Here is a 21,610-nt window from a genome sequence, read left to right as displayed (position 1 = left end):
TCACTAGAGTGGACCGTGAAGCCAGCGGCTGTCCATGGCGACGTGTCGGCAATACCGTCACTTGACGTCACGGCCCTCATTGGATGGAATAAAACTCTCACAAACAGCACAAAAGAGAAATAAAAATGCCAATTGACAGCTTCGACTCCAAAATACTTGATCAACTTCAGCGCGATGCTAGCTTATCCGTTGCGAAAATCGCAGATCGCATCGGCCTGTCGCCGACCCCCTGCTGGCGGCGAATCCAGCGCCTGGAAAAGGAAGGCTTCATCGAACGGCGTGTCGCGGTACTCAACCCCGAGAAGCTGGACCTCGGATTGACCGTGTTCGTGATGATCAAGACCGACAAGCACAATCAGGCCTGGCTGGACCGCTTTCAGGCGGCCACCCAGGCGCTCGATGAGATCATCGAGGTCAATCGCCTGGCCGGCGAGTACGACTACCTGCTAAAGGTCATCACCCGTGACAACCAGTCCTTCGATGCCTTCTACAAGCGACTCATTTCAAGAATCGAGCTGAGCAATGTCACATCCTGTTTCTCCATGGAACACGTCAAGCGCACCCACGCCCTCCCTCTCCCCTCGGGCCAGTGAGTGGGTCGAGCGCATTCGCAACGACATCATCGGCGAGGGGCGAGCCATTCCCGGCCCCTTCGGGCTGCGCCCGCTGGTCTACACCGACTACACCGCCTCGGGCCGTGCCCTGCACATGATCGAGCGGGTAATTCAGGAGACGGTGCTACCCGACTACGGCAACACCCATACCGAGACCTCCTACACCGGCATGCGCACCACCCGGCTGCGCGAGGCGGCCCGCCAGGCCGTGCGCGAGGGAGTGGGGGCCGGCCCAGAGCATGCGGTCATCTTCGCCGGTGCCGGCGCCACCGCGGCCATCGACCGCTTCTCGCGCATTCTCGACCTCCCTGGCCTGCACCGGCCTGCCAAGGCGGCACGCCCGGTGATCTTCATCGGCCCCTTCGAGCACCACTCCAACGATCTGGCCTGGCGCGAGGCGGATGCCGACCTGGTACGCATCCCCCTGGATGCCGACGGCCTGCCCGACCTGGCCGCACTGGAGCACGCGCTGCAGGCCCATGCCGAGCGGCCTCTGAAGGTGGCGGCCTTCTCCGCGGCCTCCAACGTCACCGGCGTGCTGGCCGACGTACGCCAACTGGCCGCGCTGGTCCACCGCCACGGCGGCATCCTGGCCTGTGACTATGCCGCCGCGGGCCCCTATGTGCCGATCGACATGGCACAGAGTGCCCCCGGCGCCAACGATCATCTCGATGCCATCTTCCTGTCGCCCCACAAGTTCATCGGCGGCCCCGGCACCTCCGGAGTGCTGGTCATCGATCGTGCCCTGTGCCGCAACACCGTGCCCGGCGTGGCCGGCGGCGGCACCGTCTCCTATGTGACCGAAGGCGAACATCACTACGTCAGCGACCCCGAGCGACGCGAGGAGGGGGGCACCCCTGGCATCGTCGAAAATATCCGCACCGGACTGGTCTTCACGCTCAAGCAGCAGGTGGGTGCTACACACATCGCCGAGCTCGAGACGGCACTGACCCGACAGGCCATGGAGCGCTGGTCGAGGCTCGACAACCTGCACCTCCTGGGGCCCCAGCACACGCCGCGTCTGGGCATCCTCTCATTCAACCTCTCGGCCGGGCCGCGGATGCTGCACCACAATCTGGTGGTGGCACTGCTCAACGACCTGTTCGGTATCCAGGCTCGCGGTGGCTGCTCCTGCGCCGGCCCCTATGCTCACGCCCTGCTGAACATCGACGACACCCAGGCCCGGCAGCATGCCGAATTAGTCCATAAGGGAAAAAGCTTATTCCGTCCAGGCTGGGTAAGGCTCGGTTTTAATTACTTCTTTAACAGTGAGACGGCTTGCTATATTATCGACGCGGTCGAATTTATCGCCCGTCATGCCGCCGTGCTGATGCGGCTCTATCGTGTCGACGTGCAGAGTGGTACCTGGCGTGCTCGCCAGGCACAGGTGCCAGGCGAAACGCCCTCGCTGAGCGCTCTGTTGAGCCCCGTTGCCCCCCACCCTGAAACGACTCCGCCGGACTTCGCCGAGTGCTTCGCACAGGCCCGGGCGCTGGTCGAGCACGCCCGCACGTCAGTCATCGAGCCGCCAACGAGCCCCTGCGCCGAAGAGGAAGCGCTGCGCTGGTTCTGGTGGCCGCACGAGTCCAACGAGGCCGCTTCCGCCCAAGACGAGATGATCCCATGACCCAGACGCCGTCCTTCGCCACCGCCGGCCTCGACCAGCTCAATGCCCGGGTACGCCACGACCTGGCGTGTCTCAACCTGCCCGCCGCCAACTGGGTGCCCTCCCGGCACACCGCCAGTGGCAGGCACGTCCACGATGTGGTGATCATCGGTGGCGGGCAGTGCGGCATGGTGGCCGCCTTTGCCCTGCTCTCCGGCGGCATCCGCAACATTCGCATCCTTGATCGCAGTCCCGCGGGCCATGAAGGGCCCTGGCTGGACTATGCACGCATGGAGACGCTGCGCTCCCCCAAGACGCTGCCCGGCCCCAGCTACGGCATGGGTTCGTTGACGTTTCGTGCCTGGTACGAGGCGCAGTTCGGCAGCGACGCCTGGGAGACGCTGGACAAGATCCCGCGCCCGATGTGGATGGACTATCTGCGCTGGTATCGCCAGGTACTCGACCTACCCATCGACAACGAGGTAACGGTGGAGCATGTGCGTCCCGAGGGCGACCTGCTGCAGCTGGAGCTCTCCGGCCGCAACGCCCCCGACGAGCCACTGCTCACCCGCAAGCTGATCATGGCAACCGGCCGGGAAGGCACCGGCGGCCCCAAGATCCCGACCTTCGTCGACCCGCTGCCACGCCACGTCTGGGCCCACTCCGCCGACGAGATCGACTTCGCCACCCTGGCCGACAAGCGAGTGGTGGTGGTCGGCGTCGGCGCCTCGGCGGTGGACAACGCCGCCGAGGCGCTCGAGCACGGTGCCCGGGAGGTCCGCCATCTGATTCGCCGGCCGGCGATGCCGACCGTCAACAAGATGATGGGCATCGGCTCGTTCGGCTTCACCCATGGCTACGCCGACCTGCCCGACGCGTGGCGCTGGCGCTTCATGCACTACTCCTTCGTCACCCAGACGCCGCCGCCCCGCGGCTCGACCCTGCGCGTCAGCCGCCACCCCAATGCCCACTTCCACTTCAATGCCGGCGTCACCGCCACGCGCATGGAGGGCGACGAGATCGTCATCGAGACCTCCCAGGGCAAGGCGCTGCGCTGCGACTTCCTGATCCTGGGTACCGGTTTCGAGATCGACCCCATGGCGCGCACCGAGCTGGCCGGCTATGCCGATCGCATCCTGCTGTGGAAGGATCGCTACCGTCCGCCCGCGGAACTCGAGCACGCCGAACTGGGCAACTTCCCCTACGTGGGTCGCGACTTCGCCTTCCAGGAACGCGAACCCGGCACGGCTCCCTGGCTCAAGAACATTCACTGCTTCAACTACGGCGCCTCGCTGAGCATGGGCAAGGTGAGCGGTGATATCCCCGGCATCAGCGAGGGCGCCAGCTGGCTGGCCAGCGCCATCGCCGCCCAGCTCTATCGGGAGGATATCGAGACCCATTGGCAGACCCTGCAGGCCTACGACACCCCCGAGCTGCTCGGCGACGAGTGGCAGCCCGAACCGTTGCCCTGACGCCGCGCTCGGTGAACCACTGCCCCGTGAACGATTGTCCAGTGAGCCTTTCCCCAGTGAATCATTGCCCCGTTATCGACAAGGAGTCGTCATGACCTCTTCCTTTAACGCCGCGGACTCGACCCCGCAGCACGTACTCGAGCAGGCCGCCGGCGTCGCGACGGCCCAGGGCCCGCTGGGCGACGCCCTGGCACGGCGCCAGGCGCTGATGAGTCGCACCCAGGCCTCCTACGAGGCCGCCCTGCTGCCCGAGGATCCGGGCGGGTTGTCCCACGCCGAGCGCGCCGTGCTGGCCTGCCGCATGGCACGGGTCTGTCAGCAGGCCGGGCTGACCGAGCACTACGCCGCCCTGCTCGCCGAAAAGGACGCCGCTGACGAGCTGGCCGCGCTGTCCACGCCAGGCGCCCAGCCTCCGGCGGAGGACGCTCGGCTCACGGCCATCGTCGCCTATGTGGACCTCGTCACCGAGTCGCCCCGCGATGCCAGCCCCGAGGATATCCAGCGCCTGCAGCAGGCCGGCATCGCCGAGAGCGATATCGTGCGCCTGGCGGGCCTGGTCGCCTTCGTCAACTACCAGCTGCGCGTGGCCGCGGTGCTGGCCGTGATGGGAGAGCCGACATGAGCCGTGTGATCCGCAAGTTCACCACCCGTGTGCCCCAGTGGCGTCCGCACCTGACCCCGGTGGATCTCGACAACGCGACCCCGGCCCAGCGTGAGGCCCTGAAGGAGACCCCGTCGAATACCAAGGTCTCCGACTATGTGCTGGTGCTGGCCCACGACCCCGAGTCGCTGCGCATTCGCACGGCGCTGTTCAACGGCATCATGTATGACCCCGACGGCCTGTCTCGTGCCGAGCGCGAGCTGGGTGCCGTGGCCGCCTCGTTCGTGAACCGCTGCATCTACTGCGCCGCGGTGCACGCCCAGCGCTACAACCAGCTGACTGGCGATGATGCCGTGATGCAGGAGATCTTCTTCCACGGCGAGAAGGCCCGGCTCGACCCCCGCCAGCAGGCCATCCTGCGCTTCGCGGTGGGCCTGTCCGAATGCCCGCCGAAGGTAGGCGCCGATGACATCGCCAGCCTGCGCGAGGCCGGCCTCGACGAGCTGGAGATTCTCGATCTGACCCTGGCGACCACCCTGTTTGGCTGGGCCAATCGCCTGATGCACACCCTGGGCGAGCCGGTAGCCGCCCGCTGAGAAGCAACAACACCCGCGTCGGCCTGCCGGCGCACTCCCCACTGACGACCAATGGAGCCCCTCTGATGGCCATAACAACACGCCTCACCCAGCTTGCCCTGCTCTCCGCCGCCACCCTGCTGGCCGCCTCCCCCGCCCTGGCCCAGAAGCTGCGCCTGGCCACCGTGGTCAGCGCTCCTCACCCCTGGGTCGATGCCGCCGAGGCCTTCAAGGCCGAGGTCGAGGAGGCGACCGACCAGCGCATCACCGTCGACATCTTCCCCGGCGGCCAGCTGGGCAATGACCAGACCGTGGTCGACGAGATCCGCATCGGCACCACCGACATGATCATCGGCGGGGTGCAGAACATCGCCCCCTACGTGCAGGACTTCGAGATCTTCAGTCTCAACTACCTGTTCGACGACATGGACGCCTTCCGCGCGGCGACCGACCCCGACTCGGCGGTATTCGCCCACTTTGCCGAGGAAATGGAGAGCACCGGTACCGGCCTCAAGCTGCTGGCCCTGACCGGCGGCGGCACCCGCAACCTGAGCACCAACACCGGGCCGGTCACCGAGCCGTCCGACCTGGATGACGTCAAGATGCGCATCACCGGCTCGCAGCTGGACGCCAAGATGTGGCAGGCGGTGGGCGCGCTGACCACCTCGCTGCCCTGGACCGAGATCTACACCGGCATGCAGACCGGGGTCATCGGTGCCTTCGAGAGCACCATCAGCGGCTTCTACTCCAGCCGGCTCTACGAGGTGGCGCCCTACCACGCCAAGACCGAACACCAGGTGATGATGAGCCACTTCTCCATCGGTGAGCGCAGCTTCTCGCGCCTCTCCGAGGAGGACCAGGCGATCGTGCTGGCCGCCGCCCGGCGGGCCGGCGAGCTGGGTACCGAAAAGGGGGTGGAGTACGACGCCGCCCTGATCGATACCCTGAAGGAGCAGGGCGTGACCGTCACCGAGGTGGACAAGCAGGCCTTCATCGATGCCAGCGTGCCGCTGCACGACGAATATGCCGCCGAGCGTGGCGTGTCCGACCTGCTGACACTGATTCGCGAGCTGTAACAGTGCCGACACGGCCGCGGCATGCCGCCGCGGTCGTGTCGTTTCGGGAGAGCAACACGACATGCGGCGACTCAACAACCTTATCGAAACCCTGTTCCTGCTGGTGAGCGGGACCCTGTTCGCGGTCTTCATCACCACCATTCTGTATCAGGTACTGGCACGCAACTATCTGAAGATCTCGGTGGCCTGGTCCGACGAGGTGGCCATGGCCTGCTTCATCTGGTCGGTCTTCCTGGGCGCCGCGGTGGCACTACGCCGGCGCAGCCACTATGTGATCGAGATGCTGCCCCCTCGCTTCGCGATCACCAATCGGGCCCTGCGCCTGTTCGGCGGCCTGGCCTGCCTGCCGCTGATCTATGTGCTGGTGGTCCACGGTCAGATCCTCACCGACATGGGCTGGGGGCGCCGCTCGGTATCGCTGGGCACCCCCATGGCCTACGTCTTCATGGCGATGCCGATCGCCGGGGTGGCCATGGCGCTGTTCTCCCTCGAGGTGCTCCACGAGGATGTTCGCGCCCTGATCGGTCGACCCGCCTCGACGTCCACCGCAGCCGAGGAGAGCACCTGCTCATGAGTCCCATCGTCACGCTTATCGCCAGCTTCCTGCTGCTGATCGCGCTGAGCGTCCCCATCGCCTTCGCCATCGGCCTGGCCTCCATCATCACCATCTGGCAGCTCGATATTCCGCTGACCTCGGTGGTCAACCAGATGTTCGCCAGCATCAACTCCTTCCCGCTGCTGGCGGTCCCCTTCTTCCTGCTGCTGGGCCGGCTGATGAACGACGGCGGCATCACCGATCGTCTGCTGCGCTTCGCCGACAGCACCGTCGGCCATATCCGCGGCGGCCTGGGGCATATCAACGTCATGGTGTCGATGATGTTCGCCAGCCTCTCCGGCTCGGCGGCCGCCGACACGGCCAGCGTCGGCGCGGTGCTCATCCCGGCCATGAAGAAGGCCGGCTACCCCTCACCCTTCGCGGTGGCATTGACCGCCGCCTCCTCGGTGCTGGGCGGCATCATCCCCCCGTCGATCCTGATGGTAATCTACGGTGCCTTCGGCAACGTCTCGGTAGGCGCGCTGTTCCTGGGCGGCGTGGTACCGGGGCTGCTGATCGGCCTGGCCCAGATGGGCTACGCCTACAGCGTGGCCCGGCGGCTCAACCTGCAGGCGGAGAGCGAGTTCTCGCTGCGCCAGGTCGCCCGCACCGGTCTGGTGGCCGCCCCGCCGATGATCCTGCCCATCGTGGTGCTGGGTGGCATCACCGCCGGAGTGTTCACCGCCACCGAGGCGGCCTCGGTGGCGGTGCTGGTGGGCCTGTTGCTGGCGGTGGTGTTCTACCGCGCCATCCGCCTGCGCGCCCTGCCCGGCATCCTCGCCGAGTCGGTGATCGCCTACTCGCTGCCGATGTTCGCCGTGGCCGCCGCCGGCATCATGGGCTGGCTGATCTCCTATCTCGGCATTGCCGACGAGGTGGCCCGTTTCATCCTCTCGGTCACCGACGCGCGCATCGGCATCATGTTGATGATCATGGCCTTCATGTTGATCATCGGTACCGTGCTCAGCCCGGTCACCGCGGTGATCATCTTCCTGCCGATCATTCAGAGCATCTGCGTGGCCGCCGACATCAACCAGATCCATATGGCGCTGATCGTGATCCTGTCGCTGACCCTGGGCCTGGTGACGCCGCCCTACGGCATCTGCCTGCTGATCGCCAGCCAGATCGGTGAGGTCTCCACCCCCAGGGCCTTCGTCGCCATCCTGCCGCTGATCGGCCTGGTGATGCTGATCATTCTGGCCGGCATCCTGATTCCGGACCTGTTCCTGATCCTGCCCCAGACGATCATGCCCGAGGCGTTCGGCGGTCGCTGACCCCCGTCCTGCGGCACCCCTGACACCAGCGACGCCCTGCCGGTTATCCCCGGCAGGGCGTCGTTGGTTTCAGGGGGCTACAGATACCAGGCCGGTTATCGGTGCCGACCGGATAACGCCAAGGGCCGTCCTCAGGGCCGCGTCAGTGCAATAACCGCACGCTGCCGACTATCGCGACCATGGCGACTCCGCGGCGATCTCCTGCAGCGCACTCACCAGCGTGTCGGGCTCCTGAGCCCCCGCAATCAGGTACTTCTCGTTGATAATGTAGGCCGGCACGGACGAGACACCGGCCTGTTGATAGCGGGCCTCATCCTCGCGCACGGCATCGGCGTACTGGCCCGACGCAAGCACTTCCCGGGCGCCTTCCGGGGCCAGCCCCGCGGCCTCAACGCAGCTGACAAGTACATCGGGGTCCGAGACATCTTCCGCCCTGCCGAAATAGGCCTCGAACAGCGCCCGCTTCATGGCGGTGGCCTCGCCCTGTTCACCGGCCCACTTCACCAGCCGGTGGGCATCGAAGGTGTTGCAGGTGCGCCGCTCCTGGAGCTTCGCGAAGTTGATGCCGAGCTCCTCCGCGATGGTCATCATCTGCCCCTGAGACGCGCGCATCTCCTCCTCGCTGCGCCCATACTTGCGCGCCAGCGCCGGCAGGATCGGCTCCCCCTCTCCGCTCTGCTCAGGATTCAGCTCGAAGGCGTGCCAGCGGATCGTGAACGAGAACTCTGCCGCCAGCCGCTGCATGGCCAGCTCCAGGCGAGCATAGCCGATGGCACACCAGGGGCAGGCTATATCCGAAACAATATCTATATCGATCTTCTTCATGACCGTTACACCTCCAATAACTGATTGTTCGCCCGGTATATGACCCTTTTCGACGATTAGCCTACCAGCCTATAGATCGCGCCAATCAATTATTGGAGTTCGCGGCCTACTTCTCCCGCGGTACCCGCCCCATCAGGTAGAACTCCTCGTTGGGTGGCGTGCCGGTCAGGGTGACCAGGCGGTTGGAGAGGCCGAAGAAGGCGGCGACGGCGCCGATATCCCAGATGTCGTCACGCGTGAAGCCGGCCGACTCAAGGCGAGTCTCCCACTCCTCGGTAAGTTCCCCCACCTCCAGGCTGCAGTACATCGCGAAGTCGAGCATGGTGCGATGCCGCTCGCTGATCGGCGCGGTGCGATGGTTGATCGCCACCTGGTCCGCCAGCAACGGGTCCTTGCTGTAGATCCGCACCAGGGCGCCGTGGGCCACCACACAGTAGAGACAACGATTGCGGGCGCTGGTGGCCACCACGATCATCTCCTTCTCCGCCTTGGTCAGCGTATCGGACTCACGCTCCATCAGGGCGTCATGGTAGGCGAAGAAGGCGCGGAACTCGGCCGGGCGGTGCGCCAGCATCAGGAAGACATTGGGCACGAAGCCGGCCTTCTCCTGCACCGCCAGGATGGCGTCGCGGATATCGTCGGGAAGGTCGTGGATCGATTCCGGTACGGGGAAGCGGCTGATTGAACTGGTCATGGTGAGTCCTGGTTTGTGGTTGTTGTCGCCTCGCTCACGATATCAGCTTACGTTAACGTCAACACGCCTGCCAAAGTCGCATGCGGTTTGTCGAGGCCTCGGCTATGCCGGCCTCGCCTCCTCGAACATCCCGGCCGGCATGGGGTGGGCCAACTCCCAGGTCATGGCGATGGGCCGGTCCCCCTGAAGGCTCGTCAATGCCTTAGCTGGCCCCAGGAAGATAAAGGGTGCCGTCTCGCCCTCGATTCGCTTGGTCAAGCGTGCGAAGAAGAGAATGGTATAGCCACGCTCTTGAAAATGAAGGTAGTTCTGCCCCGTAGAACTAAGCTGCGTGGTGTTCGACTGGCTCTCCCAGTGAAGTAGCGTACGGCTGATGGGGTAGTCGCGATAACGCGTCGTGGGGGAAAAATCGCTGTCATCTTTCTGGAAGGTCACCAGGTGGATATAGGCGCGAATCTCCTTAGCATGGATCACCCCCACGCCTGTCGAGCCCGGCTTCTCCAAGCTTGCTAGGCCAAGTGCTGCCTTGATTTCTGCCATCCCGTAGGCGCCATGCAATAGCAGCCCACAGTCGAACGGAAGGTCATTAAGGGGACGCAGCGGCACCTGCTGGTGGCCGCGACGCCAGGCAGCCACTTCGGCGGCATCTGCCGCCACACTGGGGTTATCACGCCACTTGTGCAGCGACTGCTCGAGAGTGTCGACGCCCACCAGACCGCCCTTCCTTCCCCACAGCAGGTAGTGCAACGCCGTCTGTTGCGCGGTGTCGTAGCGCCCCAGCGCCTCCTCGACGCCCTCGGGTTGCCCCAGGGTTTCGATGGCCGTGAGCAGTTCGGGGTCGCTACGCAGTGCGATACGCGGCAGCGACTTGCGCGCCTGATCGAGATCAGGGTCCTCGGGCATCGCTCGCCGCTCCGCCAACGCCTTCCACTCGGACCAGCTACGGCGTGACAGCACCTGGACAGGCGTCAGCCCGGTTGCCTCCAGGAAGCGTCCGAAGGTGAGCGGCTGCCCCACCTCTTCCGACCAGGTACGCAGAGTCTCGGGAATATAATGGTTGAGGTCGGCCAGTACCGAGCGGATTTTGCCAAGCACCCGCTCTCGCGCTACCCGCTCGAGTTGGATGCTACAGCCGGGCGGTAGGCTGGGAAAGTCGGCTTCCACCTCTCGATCCAGGCGTTGGCGCCGCCCGGTTAGCAAGGCCGTAAACCGAGTATCCAGTCGGTAGCGACGATGGGTTTGTCCAACGAAGTCCAGGACGGTGAGGCACTCTTTACCTGGCGCATGGCGAAGACCACGACCCAGCTGCTGCAGAAACACCGTCAGACTCTCGGTAGGACGCAAGAACATCACTAGGTTGATATCGGGAACATCGACCCCTTCACTCAGTACATCGACGGTGAAGAGAAAGGGGAGTTTTCCCTCGCGGAACTCGCGCAGCCGCTCGGCGCGCAGCTCGGTCGGCGTGTCACCAACAATCACGGCGGCACGGTACGCCTCGCCCAGCCGATTGAAGCACTCCGCCATATACTCGGCGTGGCGTACCCCGGCACAGAACCCTACGGCGCGCACACTGTGCAGGTCGGGCTGATAACGCTCCAAAGCCTGCACAACCGTATCCACCCGCTGCTTGGCTCGGAAGTCGTCTCCGGTAAGCAGATTTTCCAGCTGACGAGCATCATATCGGCCGTTACGCCACAGGCTGTCATCGCTGAGATCGACGCTATCGCTGACCCCGAAGTAGTGAAAGGGGCACAGCAGTTTCTCTTCGAGGGCCTCGGGGAGTCGAATCTCCGCAGCAAAATCGCCATCGAAGTCCGGCAGGATGCTGCTTCCATCCATTCGCTCGGGCGTGGCCGTCAACCCAAGCAGCACGGCCGGCTCAAGCTCCTCGAGGAGTGCCCGATAGCTGCTGGCGGTCTCATGATGGGCCTCGTCGATCACCACATAGTGGAAGTGGTCGGCCCCCAATGATGCCCATGGCCGCTGTCTGTTCAGCATTTGAACCGAGGCAAATAAATGACGATGTTCCGTCGGCACGTACCCACCGACCCAGAGCTCACCGAAGTTCTGGTCGCGAAGCACGGTGCGGTAACAAGACTGAGCCTGCTCCAGGATCTCCTTGCGATGGGCAACAAATAGCAGAGGCACCTGACGCCCCTCTCGCTCGCAGATCCGCCGGTAATCCAGCGCCGATATCACCGTCTTGCCGGTACCGGTGGCCGCGACCACCAGATTACGATACGAGCCGCGCTGGCGTGCGGCATCGATCGCCTCAAGAATTCTGAGCTGAAAAGGCCGTGGTGTGATATCGGCAAAGAACGTTGCCCCTCTCTGCGCGCGTTCTTTATGGGCCGCGATCGCACGCCGAAACCGCAGGAAATCAGCTGGGGTATAGGCTTCGAACTCGTCGCTCTCCCAATAGGCGGCAAACTCCGCCTCGAAGCGCTCAAGAATATGCGGCATGTCCTGGGCGGTAACCTTGACGGTCCACTCAAGCCCCTGGGTCATCGCCGAGTGAGACATGTTCGCGGAACCGATATAGGCGGTGGAGAAGCCGCTGGCACGCCGGAAGTGATAGGCCTTGGCGTGAAGTCGCGTGCCACCGGTATCGTATGAGACACGCACGGTGACATTGGACTGCTGGGTCAGCCACTCCAGCGCCGTCGGGTCACTGGCCCCCATATAGCTGGTGGAAATCAGGCGAACCGGTATATTTCGATCGGCCAAGTGCTCGAAGGCGGGCATCAACAGCCTTAACCCTGACCACTTGATAAATGACACCAGGATATCGACGCCATCGGCCGTGGCCATTTCGGCGCGAAGCTCGTGCTCCAAGGGCGGATCATGACCCAGCCCGGTCAACAGAGCGCTGGTCGCTAATGGCGTAGCCGGTCGGGGCAGACGCTGGGCTCCCTGCACCAGCTCGCCAAGCACCGGCTTATCCGTCTCCAGCAGTTTCTTTCGCGCCAGATAGTCGAGACCATCGGTGGCCGATATCAGCTCGATAAGGCGATTAACAAGTGGAAGGCGATGGTCGTCATCGACGATTCGCAAGGCTTGCTGAAGCAGCCGGCCGAGGAACTGAGCGTAGGCGTGGGGAGCCGTCTCATCATCGAGTTTCCGCAACACTGGCTTGAGATCAGGCTGGGCGTCCAACTGTTCCCTTAGCTCTTCATCGAGAAGCCGCTCATAGAGACCTTCCGGTAACCGTTCCATGGTGTTCCTCTCCCTGCCCTGTCGACGGCTACCCAGGGTAGCAGCTATAGGGTCCACCCTCACTGCGAGCCCGAGCCGGGCCACTTACTGGGTTCGCTGCCAGCGTCTACTTTGAACGCAAGCGGCCCCGCCTCTTTCGAGACGGGGCCGCCGTTCACTGCGCCGAAGGGATCAGCCCAGAGAGATGGTGCTGTTGATGCCGCTGGAGACGTTCTCGGGCTCGAACCAGCGAGCAGTGACGGTCTTGGTCTGGGTCCAGAAGGCGATGGCCTGCTTGCCGTTGGGGCCCAGGTCGCCGAGCTTGGAAGCACGCGAACCGGTGAAGCTGAAGTAGGCGACCGGCACCGGGATCGGCACGTTGATGCCGATCTGGCCTACATCGATATCGGTCTCGAAGCGTCGCGCCACCCAGCCGGAGTTGGTGAAGATCGAGGTGCCGTTGCCGTTGGGGTTGGCGTTGATGAACTCGATCGCCTCGTCCAGGGTCTCGACGTTGACCACGCAGAGCACCGGTCCGAAGATCTCCTCACGATAGATGGTCATCTCCGGGGTCACGTCGGCGAACAGGGTCGGACCGACGAAGTTGCCGTTCGGGTAGCCTTCCACCTCATAGCCGCGGCCATCGACCACCAGCCTGGCGCCCTCCTTCTCGCCGGCAGTGATCAGGCGCTCGACACGCTCCTTGGCCTGGGGCGAGACCAGCGGACCGAGATCGGCGTCGGTCTGGGTGCCGGGGCCCACCTTCATGTTGCGGGCGCCCTCGACGATATCGTCCAGCCACTCGCGCGCCTCGCCCACCAGCACCACCACGGAGTTGGCCATGCAGCGCTGGCCGGCGGCACCGAAGGCGGAGCCCAGCAGGTTGTTGATCGCCTGGCTGCGGTTGGCATCCGGCATCACGACACAGTGGTTCTTGGCGCCCATCATCGACTGCATGCGCTTGCCGGCGGCCGCGGCGCGGTTGTAGAGCAGCGAGCCCACGTGGGTGGAGCCGATGAAGGAGAGCGCCTTGATGTCCTGGTGGTCGGCGATCTGGTTGGCCACGTCCGGGCCACCGTGAACCACGTTGAGCACGCCGGCCGGCACGCCCGCCTCGTGGGCCAGCTCGACGAGACGCATGGAGGAGCTGGGATCCTGCTCGGAGGGCTTGAGCACGAAGGTGTTGCCGGTGGCGATGGCCAGCGGGAACATGAAGCAGGGCAGCATGATCGGGAAGTTGAAGGCGGTGATGCCGGCGCCCACACCCAGCGGCTGGTGCATGGTGTAGACATCCACCTCGTTGGCGGCATTCTCGGCCAGCTCGCCCAGCTGCAGGGAGGTGATCGAGCAGGCGTGCTCGACCACCTCCAGGCCACGGCCCACTTCGCCGACGGCATCGGGCAGGGTCTTGCCGTGCTCTTCGGTGATCAGCGCGGCCAGCTCATCGGTATGCTCGCGGATCAGCGCCTGCAGCTTGAGCATGATGCGCATGCGCTTGCCGAGCGGCACCTTGCGCCAGGTCTTGAAGGCCTCCTTGGCGCTGGCCACGGCACGCTCCACCTCCTCGGCGGTACAGAACGGTACCCGTGCCACCACTTCCTGGGTCGCGGGGTTGACCACATCGCGCCACTCCTGGCTGGCGGACTGGATGGGCTGGCCGTCGATGTACATCGGGATTTCGCGGACTGACATGGGCGTGCTCCTCGGGATTGTCGCTACCGGCACCGGGTCGTGCCGGCGTCATGCTGTGGCTGGCGGAGGAAGGCTTGTCGTTGTGGGCCGCATCAACGGCCGTTGCCATCATCCGTCTTTAGACTTTGTGTGTAGAAATACACGCAAGTTGATGAAGATGAGTCTATCCACAGGTCGCATGGCGTGACAACGGGTACTCGGGCACATTGCTTGTGCATTAATGCACAAGCAAGCCATGCGACGGGGAGCCATCATGCTCGACTGGCACGACATCCAGATCTTCCTCGAGGTCGCCCGCAGCCAGCGGCTTACCGATGCCGCTCGACGCCTGGGCCTGGACCACTCCACCCTGTCGCGGCGCACGCGGCGCTTCGAGCAGAAGCTCAACACCCAGCTCTTCGAGCGCAGCACCCATGGCTATCACCTTACCGAGGCCGGCCAGCAGCTGCTCGCCCACGCCGAGGAGATGGCCCGTCACGCCTTCGAGGCCGGCGAGAGCCTTACCGACAAGAACCACCAGATCAGCGGTCAGATCCGCCTCGGCGTGACCGAAGGCTTCAGCACCTGGGTGATCGCCCCCCTGCTCTCGGCCTTCTGCGAGCGCCATCCGGGGATCACCCTCGATCTGCTCGCCCTGCCCCGGGTGGTCAATCTGAGCCGCCACGAGGCAGACCTGGCGATCACCGTGGAGCGCCCGGTCAGCCCGGGCCTGGTGATCTCGCGGCTATGTGACTATCGCCTGCGGCTCTATGGCAGCGAAGGCTATCTGGCCCGCCACGGCACGCCACGGCATCTCGCCGAGCTGAGTGCCCACCGCCTGGTGGGCTATGTCGACGACCTGATCTTCAGCGAACAGCTCAGCTATCTGGAGCCGCTGCTCGAGCCGTCGGCCATCGGCAAGCCGCCCCACTTCGCCATGCGCAGTACCAGTGTGACCACCCAGCACGCCGCCTGCGTCCACGGCGCGGGGCTCACCATCCTGCCCTGCTTCATGGCCAGCACCACACCCTCCCTGTGTAACGTGCTGGAGCAGGAGGTCGCGGTGGACCGCCAGTTCTGGATCACCGCCCGCCAGGAGCAGCGCCGGCTGGCCAGGGTGCGCCTGTTGTGGGACTACCTGCGCGAGGCGCTGGAGGCCAACCGCGCCTTTCTGATGGGGAAGGCGAAGGAGATGGTGATCCCCGCGACCGACGCCGGCTGAGGCGCCTTGCCATGGGGCTGCGTCGCGGCAGGCCCGGAGCCTCCTTGCCGGCCCCCGGCAGTGCCACTCGCGCGGCCACCGCATCGTTATAGGGATTGTCTATCATCCTGGTCGGCAATCTCGCTTGGTGCTTATGTACCAACAGCGACTAACTTGTAGAGGAGAACAGGGAGCGAGTCAGCCCACCGAGTGACCGTGGTCGAGAGGTGACAGCGCGTTACCTCATCCGGGATGCCACCGTCCTCTCAGAGCTGGCAGCGTCTCAACACCCTTGGCAGGAGGAAGTGCAGATGAGTGATCAACAGCAGTCAGGCAGGTGTCCGGTCATGCACGGCGGCAATACCGCCACGGGGCGCGACAACATGAACTGGTGGCCGGAAAGCCTGAACCTGGACATCCTGCACCAGCACGATCGCAAGACCGATCCGATGGGCGAGACATTCGACTACCGCCAGGAGGTGCGCAAGCTCGACTTCGAGTCGCTGAACAAGGACATGCACGCCCTGATGACCGACAGCCAGGCGTGGTGGCCGGCCGACTGGGGGCACTACGGCGGCCTGTTCATCCGCATGTCCTGGCACGCGGCGGGCACCTACCGCATTGCCGACGGCCGCGGCGGCGGCGGCACCGGCAACCAGCGCTTCGCGCCCATCAGCTCCTGGCCGGACAACGCCAGCCTGGACAAGGCGCGCCGTCTGCTGTGGCCGATCAAGAAGAAGTACGGCAACCGGATCAGCTGGGCCGACCTGATCATCCTGGCCGGCAACGTGGCCTATGAATCCATGGGCTTCAAGACCTTCGGCTTCTCCTTCGGCCGCGAGGACATCTGGCACCCGGAGAAGGACATCTACTGGGGTGCCGAGAAGGAGTGGCTGGCGCCCTCCGATGAGCGCTACGAAGATGTCTCGAATCCCGCGACCATGGAAAACCCCCTGGCCGCGGTGCAGATGGGCCTGATCTACGTGAACCCCGAGGGCGTCAACGGCCAGTCGGACCCGATCAAGACCGGCGATCAGGTGCTGGAAACCTTCGCTCGCATGGCCATGAATGCCGAGGAGACCGCCGCCCTGACTGCCGGAGGACACACCGTGGGCAAGTGTCACGGTAACGGCGACGCCGATGCGCTGGGTCCGGAGCCCGAGGCCGGAGGTGTCGAGGAGCAGGGTCTGGGCTGGACCAACCCCAATATGGGCGGCAAGGCCGCCAACGCCGTGACCTCGGGCATCGAAGGGGCCTGGACCACGAACCCGACCCGGTTCGACATGGGCTACTTCGACCTGCTATTCGGCTACGAGTGGGAGCTGAAGAAGAGCCCCGCCGGCGCCAACCAGTGGGAACCGGTGAACATCAAGGAGGAGGACAAGCCGGTCGACGCCAGCGACCCGTCCATTCGCCGCAACCCGATCATGACCGACGCCGACATGGCGATGAAGATGCACCCCGACTTCCGGCCCGTCTGCGAGAAGTTCATGGCGGATCCCGAGTACTTCAAGGAGTGCTTCGCCCGCGCCTGGTTCAAGCTGATTCACCGCGACATGGGGCCCAGAACCCGCTACATCGGCCCGGACGCTCCGCAGGAGGACCTGATCTGGCAGGATCCAATACCGGCCGGCAGTACTGACTACTCCATCGAGAAGGCCAGGAAGAGGATCGCCGAGAGCGGCCTCTCGATCGGCGAGATGGTCAGCACCGCCTGGGACAGCGCGCGTACCTTCCGCGGCTCCGACATGCGCGGCGGTGCCAACGGTGCCCGCATCCGCCTGGCCCCCCAGAAGGAGTGGGAAGGCAACGAGCCACAGCGCCTGGCCAGGGTGCTCGAGGTCTACGAAAAGATCGCCGCCGAGACCGGTGCCAGCCTGGCCGATATCATCGTGCTGGGTGGCAGCGTCGGCATCGAACAGGCCGCCCGGGCCGCCGGCCACGATATCCTGGTGCCGTTCATCCCCGGCCGTGGCGATGCCAGCGAGGAGATGACCGACGCGGACTCCTTCGAGCCGCTGGAGCCGGTGGCCGATGGCTTCCGCAACTGGCTGAAGAGGGACTATGCGGTCAAGCCCGAGGAGCTGCTGCTCGACCGCGCCCAGCTGATGGGGCTGACCGCGCCGGAGATGACGGTACTGATCGGCGGCATGCGCATGCTGGGCACCAACCACGGCGGAACGAAGCATGGCGTGCTCACCGACCGCGAGGGCCAGCTGACCAACGACTTCTTCGTCAACCTGACCGACATGGCCAACGCCTGGAAGCCCGCCGGCAACGGTATCTACGAGATCCGCGACCGCCAGAGCGACCGGGTGAAGTGGACCGCCAGCCGCATCGACCTGGTGTTCGGCTCTCACTCCATCCTGCGCAGCTACGCCGAGGTCTACGCCCAGGACGACAACGAGGCCAAGTTCGTGAATGACTTCGTGGCTGCCTGGTGCAAGGTGATGAACGCCGACCGCTTCGACCTGGAGCCGCTCCAGCATTGATCGTGCCCCGCGCCGGGCGCTTCGCCCGGTTCGGTCGATGATTGAGGCCTGATGACTGAGACCTGAGGCCTGAATAAAGAGACGCCCGGGGTGCCAAGCCCCGGGCGTTCTGTTTCTGCCTGTTGGCAATGGGGTCAGGTCCCGCAGAAGGTCCGAAAGACTCGCTCGGTGGACGGGGCAGGCTGCGCATACTCCTCTCGACCGGGCTGCTCGACAAAGGGGTCGGCCAGCACCTCACCCAGAACCTCGAAGGGGCCGAAGTCAGCGTGTTCGACGGCGGCGGCAATCACCCTTTCCACCTGATGGTTACGCGGGATATGGAGCGGGTTGACGCCATTCATGCGCACGGCGATCGCGCCGGCATCGGCCGACTCCCGAGCCAGGCGCTCGCGCCAGCGCGGCAGCCAGGCGGCCAGGCCGTCGCCGGTCTCGAACAGTTCGAACAGCGCGGGAGCATCCTGCTCCACCGCCTCGCTCAGGCGACGAAAGGTCAGGGTGAAGTCGGCGCGCCCGGCCTGCATCGCCTCGAGCAGGGCCTCGACCAGCTCACGGTCGCCCTCCTCCTCCCGCTCCAGCCCCAGCTTGGCACGCATCACCGCCAGCCATTCGGCCTCGTAGTGCGGCTCATAGCGCTTGATCACTTCGGTGGCCTTCGCGACCGCCGACTCCTGATCATCGTCGATCAGCGGGATCAGGGTCTCGGCGAGTCGCGCCAGGTTCCACTGGGCGATCCACGGCTGATTGCGATAGGCGTAGCGCCCCTGCTCGTCGATGGAGCTGAACACCATGGTCGGCGAATAGGCCTCCATGAAGGCGCAAGGCCCGTAGTCGATGGTCTCCCCGGAGATGGTGCAGTTGTCGGTATTCATCACCCCGTGGACAAAGCCGAGCCCCATCCACTTCGCCACCAGCGACGCCTGCCGATCGGCCACCGCCTCCAGCAGCCCCAGATAACGCTCGCCCTCGCTCTCGCCCTGCTCGGCGGTCAGCAGGCCTGGATAGTGCCGCTCGATGGCCATATCGGCCAGCATTCGCACCGCCTCACCGTCATCACGTGCGGCGAAGTACTGGAAGGTGCCAACCCGCAGATGGCTCGCCGCCACCCGGGTCAGCACGCCCCCCGGCTCCGGCACGCGGCGAAACAGCCGCTCGCCGCTGGTCACCGCGGCAAGCGCCCGGGTGGTGGGCACCCCGAGCCGATGCATCGCCTCGCTGATCAGGTATTCGCGAAGCACCGGTCCCAGCGGTGCACGCCCGTCGGCACCCCGTGAGAAGGGGGTCATGCCGGCGCCCTTGAGCTGAATATCCCGCAGGCGTCCCTGGCGATCGGTCACCTCGCCGAGCAGCACCGCCCGGCCGTCGCCGAGACGCGGGTTGAAGTGCCCGAACTGGTGGCCCGCATAGGCCTGGGCGAGGGGCTCGGCGCCCTGTGGCACACGATTGCCGGAGAGCCACTGGGCGGCGCCTTGCGCTTCGAAGGCGTCGAGATCGAAGCCCAGCGCCTCCGCCAGCGGCCGATTGAAGGCGACCAGTCGAGGCTCGGGCACCGGCACGGGATCGAAGCGCAGATAGAAACGTTCGGGCAGGCGCGCGAAGCGCAGTGTGAACTCGGGAAACATGGCGGCTCCAGTCGCGGGCCAGCGTGGCCGGGGGAAAGAGAGGAGTAAATACCCGAGTATAACGCTCGGACATCTCCCTATCGACCCAACTCGTCCCGGCTGACCCAGCTCATTCTGGCCGGCGCCAGCTCTTCACGGATCAGTTCGGCCAGGCGCCGGGCGGGCTCGGTCGGGCGGCGGGCGGCACGATGCAGAGCCAGCTCCACGGCCGGCAGCGGCGGCATTCCACTGGATTCGTCCAGGGCACGCAGCTGGGGCCCGAGCATGCTGCGGGTGACCACCACGATGGCCAGACCCGCCTGTACCACCGGTGCCAGCCCGGCCATGGATTGGCTGGTATAGGCCACCCGCCAGTCGCGACCCGCGGCGGCCAGAGCGTCCTCCGCCGACTCACGAAAGAGGTCCGCGCCGGGCGAATAGAGCGCCAGCGGCAGGGGGTCGGAGAGCGGTGGCTGACGCTCCAGCCCCACCGCCCAGGTCAGCGGTTCACGGCGGATCACCTCGCCGCCCGGCGAACGGCGTTGACGAGTGACCAGCGCCAGGTCGAGTTCATCGGCACGCACGCGCTCCACCAGCTCGGCACTGACGCCGCAGGTGACCTGCAGACCGACATCCGGATAGAGCTGATGAAACCAGGAGAACACCGCCGTCAGCAGCGGAGCATAGTCCTCGGGAATCCCCAGGTTGAGCTCGCCGGTGACACGCCGTGTACGCATGTCGGCCAGCACCTCGTCGTTGAGCGCCAGCAGCCGTCGGGCATGCTCCAGCAGCCGCTCCCCCTCGGCGGTGAAACGGATGCGCCGCCCCTGCCGCTCGTGGAGCGACACCTCGAGCACCGCCTCCAGGCGCGAGAGCTGCATGCTCACGGTCGACTGGGTAAAGGCCAGGCGCCTTGCGGCGGCGGTAACGCTGCCGGTATCGGCCACCGCCACCAGGGTACGCAGCAGGGCGAGGTCGAGGGTCGGGGCACGCATGATTCATCAATCCTCTTGATGAGAATGATCAATTAAGATCGATATTGTGATGAGTATGGCACGGCTAGCATGGGGTCAACATCCAGCCTGACTCCATCCACGCTTCACGGGAGGCCGCGACCATGCAACTTCAGCGCCCACACCTCACACACTCTCCCTGGCTCGGCGGTAGCGCCGCGGCGCTGGCGGTATTGCTGTGGGCGCTGGTACCGCTGCTGGCCAATCAGGCGGGCGACCTGCCGCCGTTGCGCCTCTCGGCGCTGGCACTGCTGGCCGGTGCGCTGGGCACCCTGCCCATGGCACGCCGTCGCCGCCACCGGGATGCCGCTCTGCGTCCGCTGGAGGGGGGGGTCGTCTACCTGGGCGTGCCACTACTGACCGCCGGTGCGGTAGGCGCCTGCTTCGCTGCCTTCAACCGGGCGCCGGCCGAACAGGTCGCGCTGATTCTCTACACCTGGCCGGTGCTGTTTCTGCTGGCCAGTCAGTGGCGAGCCCTGGGCCGCCTGCCGGGGAACTGTCTGCTCGGTACCAGCCTGGCCTTCTCCGGCGCCGCGCTGCTGGTGGGACCCCAGGCACTGAACGGCGGTGCCTCCGGTTCCTGGGTGGGCTACCTGCTGGCTGCGCTGGGCGCGCTGTGCTGGGCGCTCTACTCCCTGGCGGGACAGGTCGCGGCCTGGCGCCTGGGGGATCGCATGCCACACCTGCTGCTGATCGCCAGCCTGCTGACCGGCACCGCCAGCCTGGCCCTGGAGGGCACCATCGCCCTGCCCGCCAGGGACACCCTGGTGATCGTCGTCGCCCTGGGGCTGGGCCCCTACGGGCTGGCCATGCTGGCCTGGGACCGCGCCATGCGCGATCCCCTGGCCCACCGCGTCGGCAACCTGGCCCATGGCGTGCCGGTGGTGGCCACCCTCTTCCTGGTACTGGCGGGCGTCAGCGTACCGTACTGGCGACTGCCGCTGGCGGCCGTGCTGGTGGTCGCGGGCAGCGTGGTCGCCGCCGCGGAGCCGAAGCGCGTGGCCCCCTCCTTCTTCAGGCGAGCTTTTCGGCGTAGCTGAGCACAATTGCCTTCTGATTCGAGACCGATTGGACATATCCCGCTTGTGTGGGTAGGGTAAGTGGG

17 protein-coding genes are annotated in these 21,610 nt (G+C 65.5%); 11 read left to right on the top strand and 6 right to left on the bottom strand.

The window, feature by feature from the left end; genetic code table 11:
• Nucleotides 1–125: 125 nt before the first annotated feature.
• From E0702_RS05990 to E0702_RS05955, 8 genes are all read left to right on the top strand, one after another.
• Nucleotides 126–593: an Lrp/AsnC family transcriptional regulator gene (locus E0702_RS05990; RefSeq protein WP_202597180.1), complete on the top strand. Its 468-nt coding sequence runs from the start codon at nucleotides 126–128 to the stop codon at nucleotides 591–593.
• Complete coding sequence (locus E0702_RS05985; RefSeq protein WP_165927491.1) at nucleotides 523–2,241, top strand: aminotransferase class V-fold PLP-dependent enzyme; 1,719 nt, start codon at nucleotides 523–525, stop codon at nucleotides 2,239–2,241. The genes E0702_RS05990 and E0702_RS05985 overlap by 71 nt, the downstream gene beginning before the upstream one ends.
• Nucleotides 2,238–3,692, top strand: a complete 1,455-nt coding sequence (locus E0702_RS05980) for an NAD(P)-binding domain-containing protein (protein WP_132042066.1) — start codon at nucleotides 2,238–2,240, stop codon at nucleotides 3,690–3,692. The genes E0702_RS05985 and E0702_RS05980 overlap by 4 nt, the downstream gene beginning before the upstream one ends.
• Before the next feature lie 91 nt (nucleotides 3,693–3,783).
• Nucleotides 3,784–4,314, top strand: a complete 531-nt coding sequence (locus E0702_RS05975; protein ID WP_132042065.1) for a CMD domain-containing protein — start codon at nucleotides 3,784–3,786, stop codon at nucleotides 4,312–4,314.
• Nucleotides 4,311–4,889, top strand: a complete 579-nt coding sequence (locus E0702_RS05970) for a peroxidase-related enzyme (RefSeq protein ID WP_132042064.1) — start codon at nucleotides 4,311–4,313, stop codon at nucleotides 4,887–4,889. Before E0702_RS05975 ends, E0702_RS05970 begins: the two co-directional genes overlap by 4 nt.
• Nucleotides 4,890–4,954: 65 nt before the next feature.
• Nucleotides 4,955–5,944, top strand: a complete 990-nt coding sequence (locus tag E0702_RS05965; RefSeq protein WP_132042063.1) for a TRAP transporter substrate-binding protein — start codon at nucleotides 4,955–4,957, stop codon at nucleotides 5,942–5,944.
• 61 nt (nucleotides 5,945–6,005) lie between these two features.
• On the top strand, nucleotides 6,006–6,518 hold the full coding sequence (locus E0702_RS05960; RefSeq protein ID WP_132042062.1) for a TRAP transporter small permease: 513 nt from the start codon (nucleotides 6,006–6,008) through the stop codon (nucleotides 6,516–6,518).
• Nucleotides 6,515–7,813: a TRAP transporter large permease gene (locus tag E0702_RS05955; protein ID WP_132042061.1), complete on the top strand. Its 1,299-nt coding sequence runs from the start codon at nucleotides 6,515–6,517 to the stop codon at nucleotides 7,811–7,813. The genes E0702_RS05960 and E0702_RS05955 overlap by 4 nt, the downstream gene beginning before the upstream one ends.
• A 168-nt stretch (nucleotides 7,814–7,981) precedes the next feature.
• Here the strand turns inward: E0702_RS05955 and E0702_RS05950 are convergent, their stop codons facing one another.
• The 4 genes from E0702_RS05950 to E0702_RS05935 form a co-directional block, all read right to left on the bottom strand.
• Nucleotides 7,982–8,638 carry a DsbA family oxidoreductase gene (locus E0702_RS05950; RefSeq protein WP_132042060.1) on the bottom strand — a complete coding sequence of 219 codons (657 nt, stop codon included), beginning with the start codon at nucleotides 8,636–8,638 and terminating at the stop codon, nucleotides 7,982–7,984.
• A gap of 106 nt (nucleotides 8,639–8,744) precedes the next feature.
• A complete protein-coding gene (locus E0702_RS05945; RefSeq protein ID WP_132042059.1) occupies nucleotides 8,745–9,332 on the bottom strand; it encodes a peroxidase-related enzyme in 588 nt (195 codons plus the stop codon).
• Nucleotides 9,333–9,434: 102 nt separating this feature from the next.
• Nucleotides 9,435–12,551: a DUF3427 domain-containing protein gene (locus E0702_RS05940; protein ID WP_132042058.1), complete on the bottom strand. Its 3,117-nt coding sequence runs from the start codon at nucleotides 12,549–12,551 to the stop codon at nucleotides 9,435–9,437.
• 171 nt (nucleotides 12,552–12,722) lie between these two features.
• Entirely contained in the window at nucleotides 12,723–14,222 is a 1,500-nt protein-coding gene (locus E0702_RS05935) for a CoA-acylating methylmalonate-semialdehyde dehydrogenase (RefSeq protein WP_132042057.1), read from the bottom strand.
• Between the two features lie 253 nt (nucleotides 14,223–14,475).
• Here E0702_RS05935 and E0702_RS05930 point away from each other — a divergent pair, with 253 nt between their 5' ends.
• Nucleotides 14,476–15,423 carry a LysR family transcriptional regulator gene (locus E0702_RS05930; protein WP_132042056.1) on the top strand — a complete coding sequence of 316 codons (948 nt, stop codon included), beginning with the start codon at nucleotides 14,476–14,478 and terminating at the stop codon, nucleotides 15,421–15,423.
• Between the two features lie 290 nt (nucleotides 15,424–15,713).
• The gene (gene katG, locus E0702_RS05925) at nucleotides 15,714–17,894 is read left to right on the top strand and encodes a catalase/peroxidase HPI (protein ID WP_132042055.1); all 2,181 of its coding nucleotides are present in this window, start codon (nucleotides 15,714–15,716) and stop codon (nucleotides 17,892–17,894) included.
• A gap of 134 nt (nucleotides 17,895–18,028) precedes the next feature.
• Here the strand turns inward: katG and E0702_RS05920 are convergent, their stop codons facing one another.
• Together E0702_RS05920 and E0702_RS05915 are read right to left on the bottom strand one after the other, a co-directional pair.
• On the bottom strand, nucleotides 18,029–19,513 hold the full coding sequence (locus E0702_RS05920; protein WP_132042054.1) for a protein adenylyltransferase SelO: 1,485 nt from the start codon (nucleotides 19,511–19,513) through the stop codon (nucleotides 18,029–18,031).
• A 77-nt stretch (nucleotides 19,514–19,590) separates the two neighbouring features.
• A complete protein-coding gene (locus E0702_RS05915; RefSeq protein ID WP_132042053.1) occupies nucleotides 19,591–20,487 on the bottom strand; it encodes a LysR substrate-binding domain-containing protein in 897 nt (298 codons plus the stop codon).
• Between the two features lie 122 nt (nucleotides 20,488–20,609).
• Here E0702_RS05915 and E0702_RS05910 point away from each other — a divergent pair, with 122 nt between their 5' ends.
• Nucleotides 20,610–21,545 carry a DMT family transporter gene (locus tag E0702_RS05910; RefSeq protein WP_132042052.1) on the top strand — a complete coding sequence of 312 codons (936 nt, stop codon included), beginning with the start codon at nucleotides 20,610–20,612 and terminating at the stop codon, nucleotides 21,543–21,545.
• Nucleotides 21,546–21,610 lie beyond the last annotated feature (65 nt).

It is taken from the genome of Halomonas marinisediminis, assembly GCF_004347715.1.
Lineage (GTDB): Bacteria > Pseudomonadota > Gammaproteobacteria > Pseudomonadales > Halomonadaceae > Halomonas > Halomonas icarae.
Note: the sequence above shows the minus strand (reverse complement) of the source record. Positions and strands in the feature narration are given on the sequence as shown.

Coding starts and splice junctions, on each gene's coding strand:
- E0702_RS05945 (WP_132042059.1), bottom strand. CDS start 9,332: ATGACCAGTTCAATCAGCCGCTTCCCCGTACCGGAATCGATCCACGAC.
- E0702_RS05915 (WP_132042053.1), bottom strand. CDS start 20,487: ATGCGTGCCCCGACCCTCGACCTCGCCCTGCTGCGTACCCTGGTGGCG.
- katG (WP_132042055.1), top strand. CDS start 15,714: ATGAGTGATCAACAGCAGTCAGGCAGGTGTCCGGTCATGCACGGCGGC.
- E0702_RS05935 (WP_132042057.1), bottom strand. CDS start 14,222: ATGTCAGTCCGCGAAATCCCGATGTACATCGACGGCCAGCCCATCCAG.
- E0702_RS05980 (WP_132042066.1), top strand. CDS start 2,238: ATGACCCAGACGCCGTCCTTCGCCACCGCCGGCCTCGACCAGCTCAAT.
- E0702_RS05965 (WP_132042063.1), top strand. CDS start 4,955: ATGGCCATAACAACACGCCTCACCCAGCTTGCCCTGCTCTCCGCCGCC.
- E0702_RS05975 (WP_132042065.1), top strand. CDS start 3,784: ATGACCTCTTCCTTTAACGCCGCGGACTCGACCCCGCAGCACGTACTC.
- E0702_RS05950 (WP_132042060.1), bottom strand. CDS start 8,638: ATGAAGAAGATCGATATAGATATTGTTTCGGATATAGCCTGCCCCTGG.
- E0702_RS05940 (WP_132042058.1), bottom strand. CDS start 12,551: ATGGAACGGTTACCGGAAGGTCTCTATGAGCGGCTTCTCGATGAAGAG.
- E0702_RS05960 (WP_132042062.1), top strand. CDS start 6,006: ATGCGGCGACTCAACAACCTTATCGAAACCCTGTTCCTGCTGGTGAGC.
- E0702_RS05955 (WP_132042061.1), top strand. CDS start 6,515: ATGAGTCCCATCGTCACGCTTATCGCCAGCTTCCTGCTGCTGATCGCG.
- E0702_RS05990 (WP_202597180.1), top strand. CDS start 126: ATGCCAATTGACAGCTTCGACTCCAAAATACTTGATCAACTTCAGCGC.
- E0702_RS05920 (WP_132042054.1), bottom strand. CDS start 19,513: ATGTTTCCCGAGTTCACACTGCGCTTCGCGCGCCTGCCCGAACGTTTC.
- E0702_RS05910 (WP_132042052.1), top strand. CDS start 20,610: ATGCAACTTCAGCGCCCACACCTCACACACTCTCCCTGGCTCGGCGGT.
- E0702_RS05985 (WP_165927491.1), top strand. CDS start 523: ATGTCACATCCTGTTTCTCCATGGAACACGTCAAGCGCACCCACGCCC.
- E0702_RS05970 (WP_132042064.1), top strand. CDS start 4,311: ATGAGCCGTGTGATCCGCAAGTTCACCACCCGTGTGCCCCAGTGGCGT.
- E0702_RS05930 (WP_132042056.1), top strand. CDS start 14,476: ATGCTCGACTGGCACGACATCCAGATCTTCCTCGAGGTCGCCCGCAGC.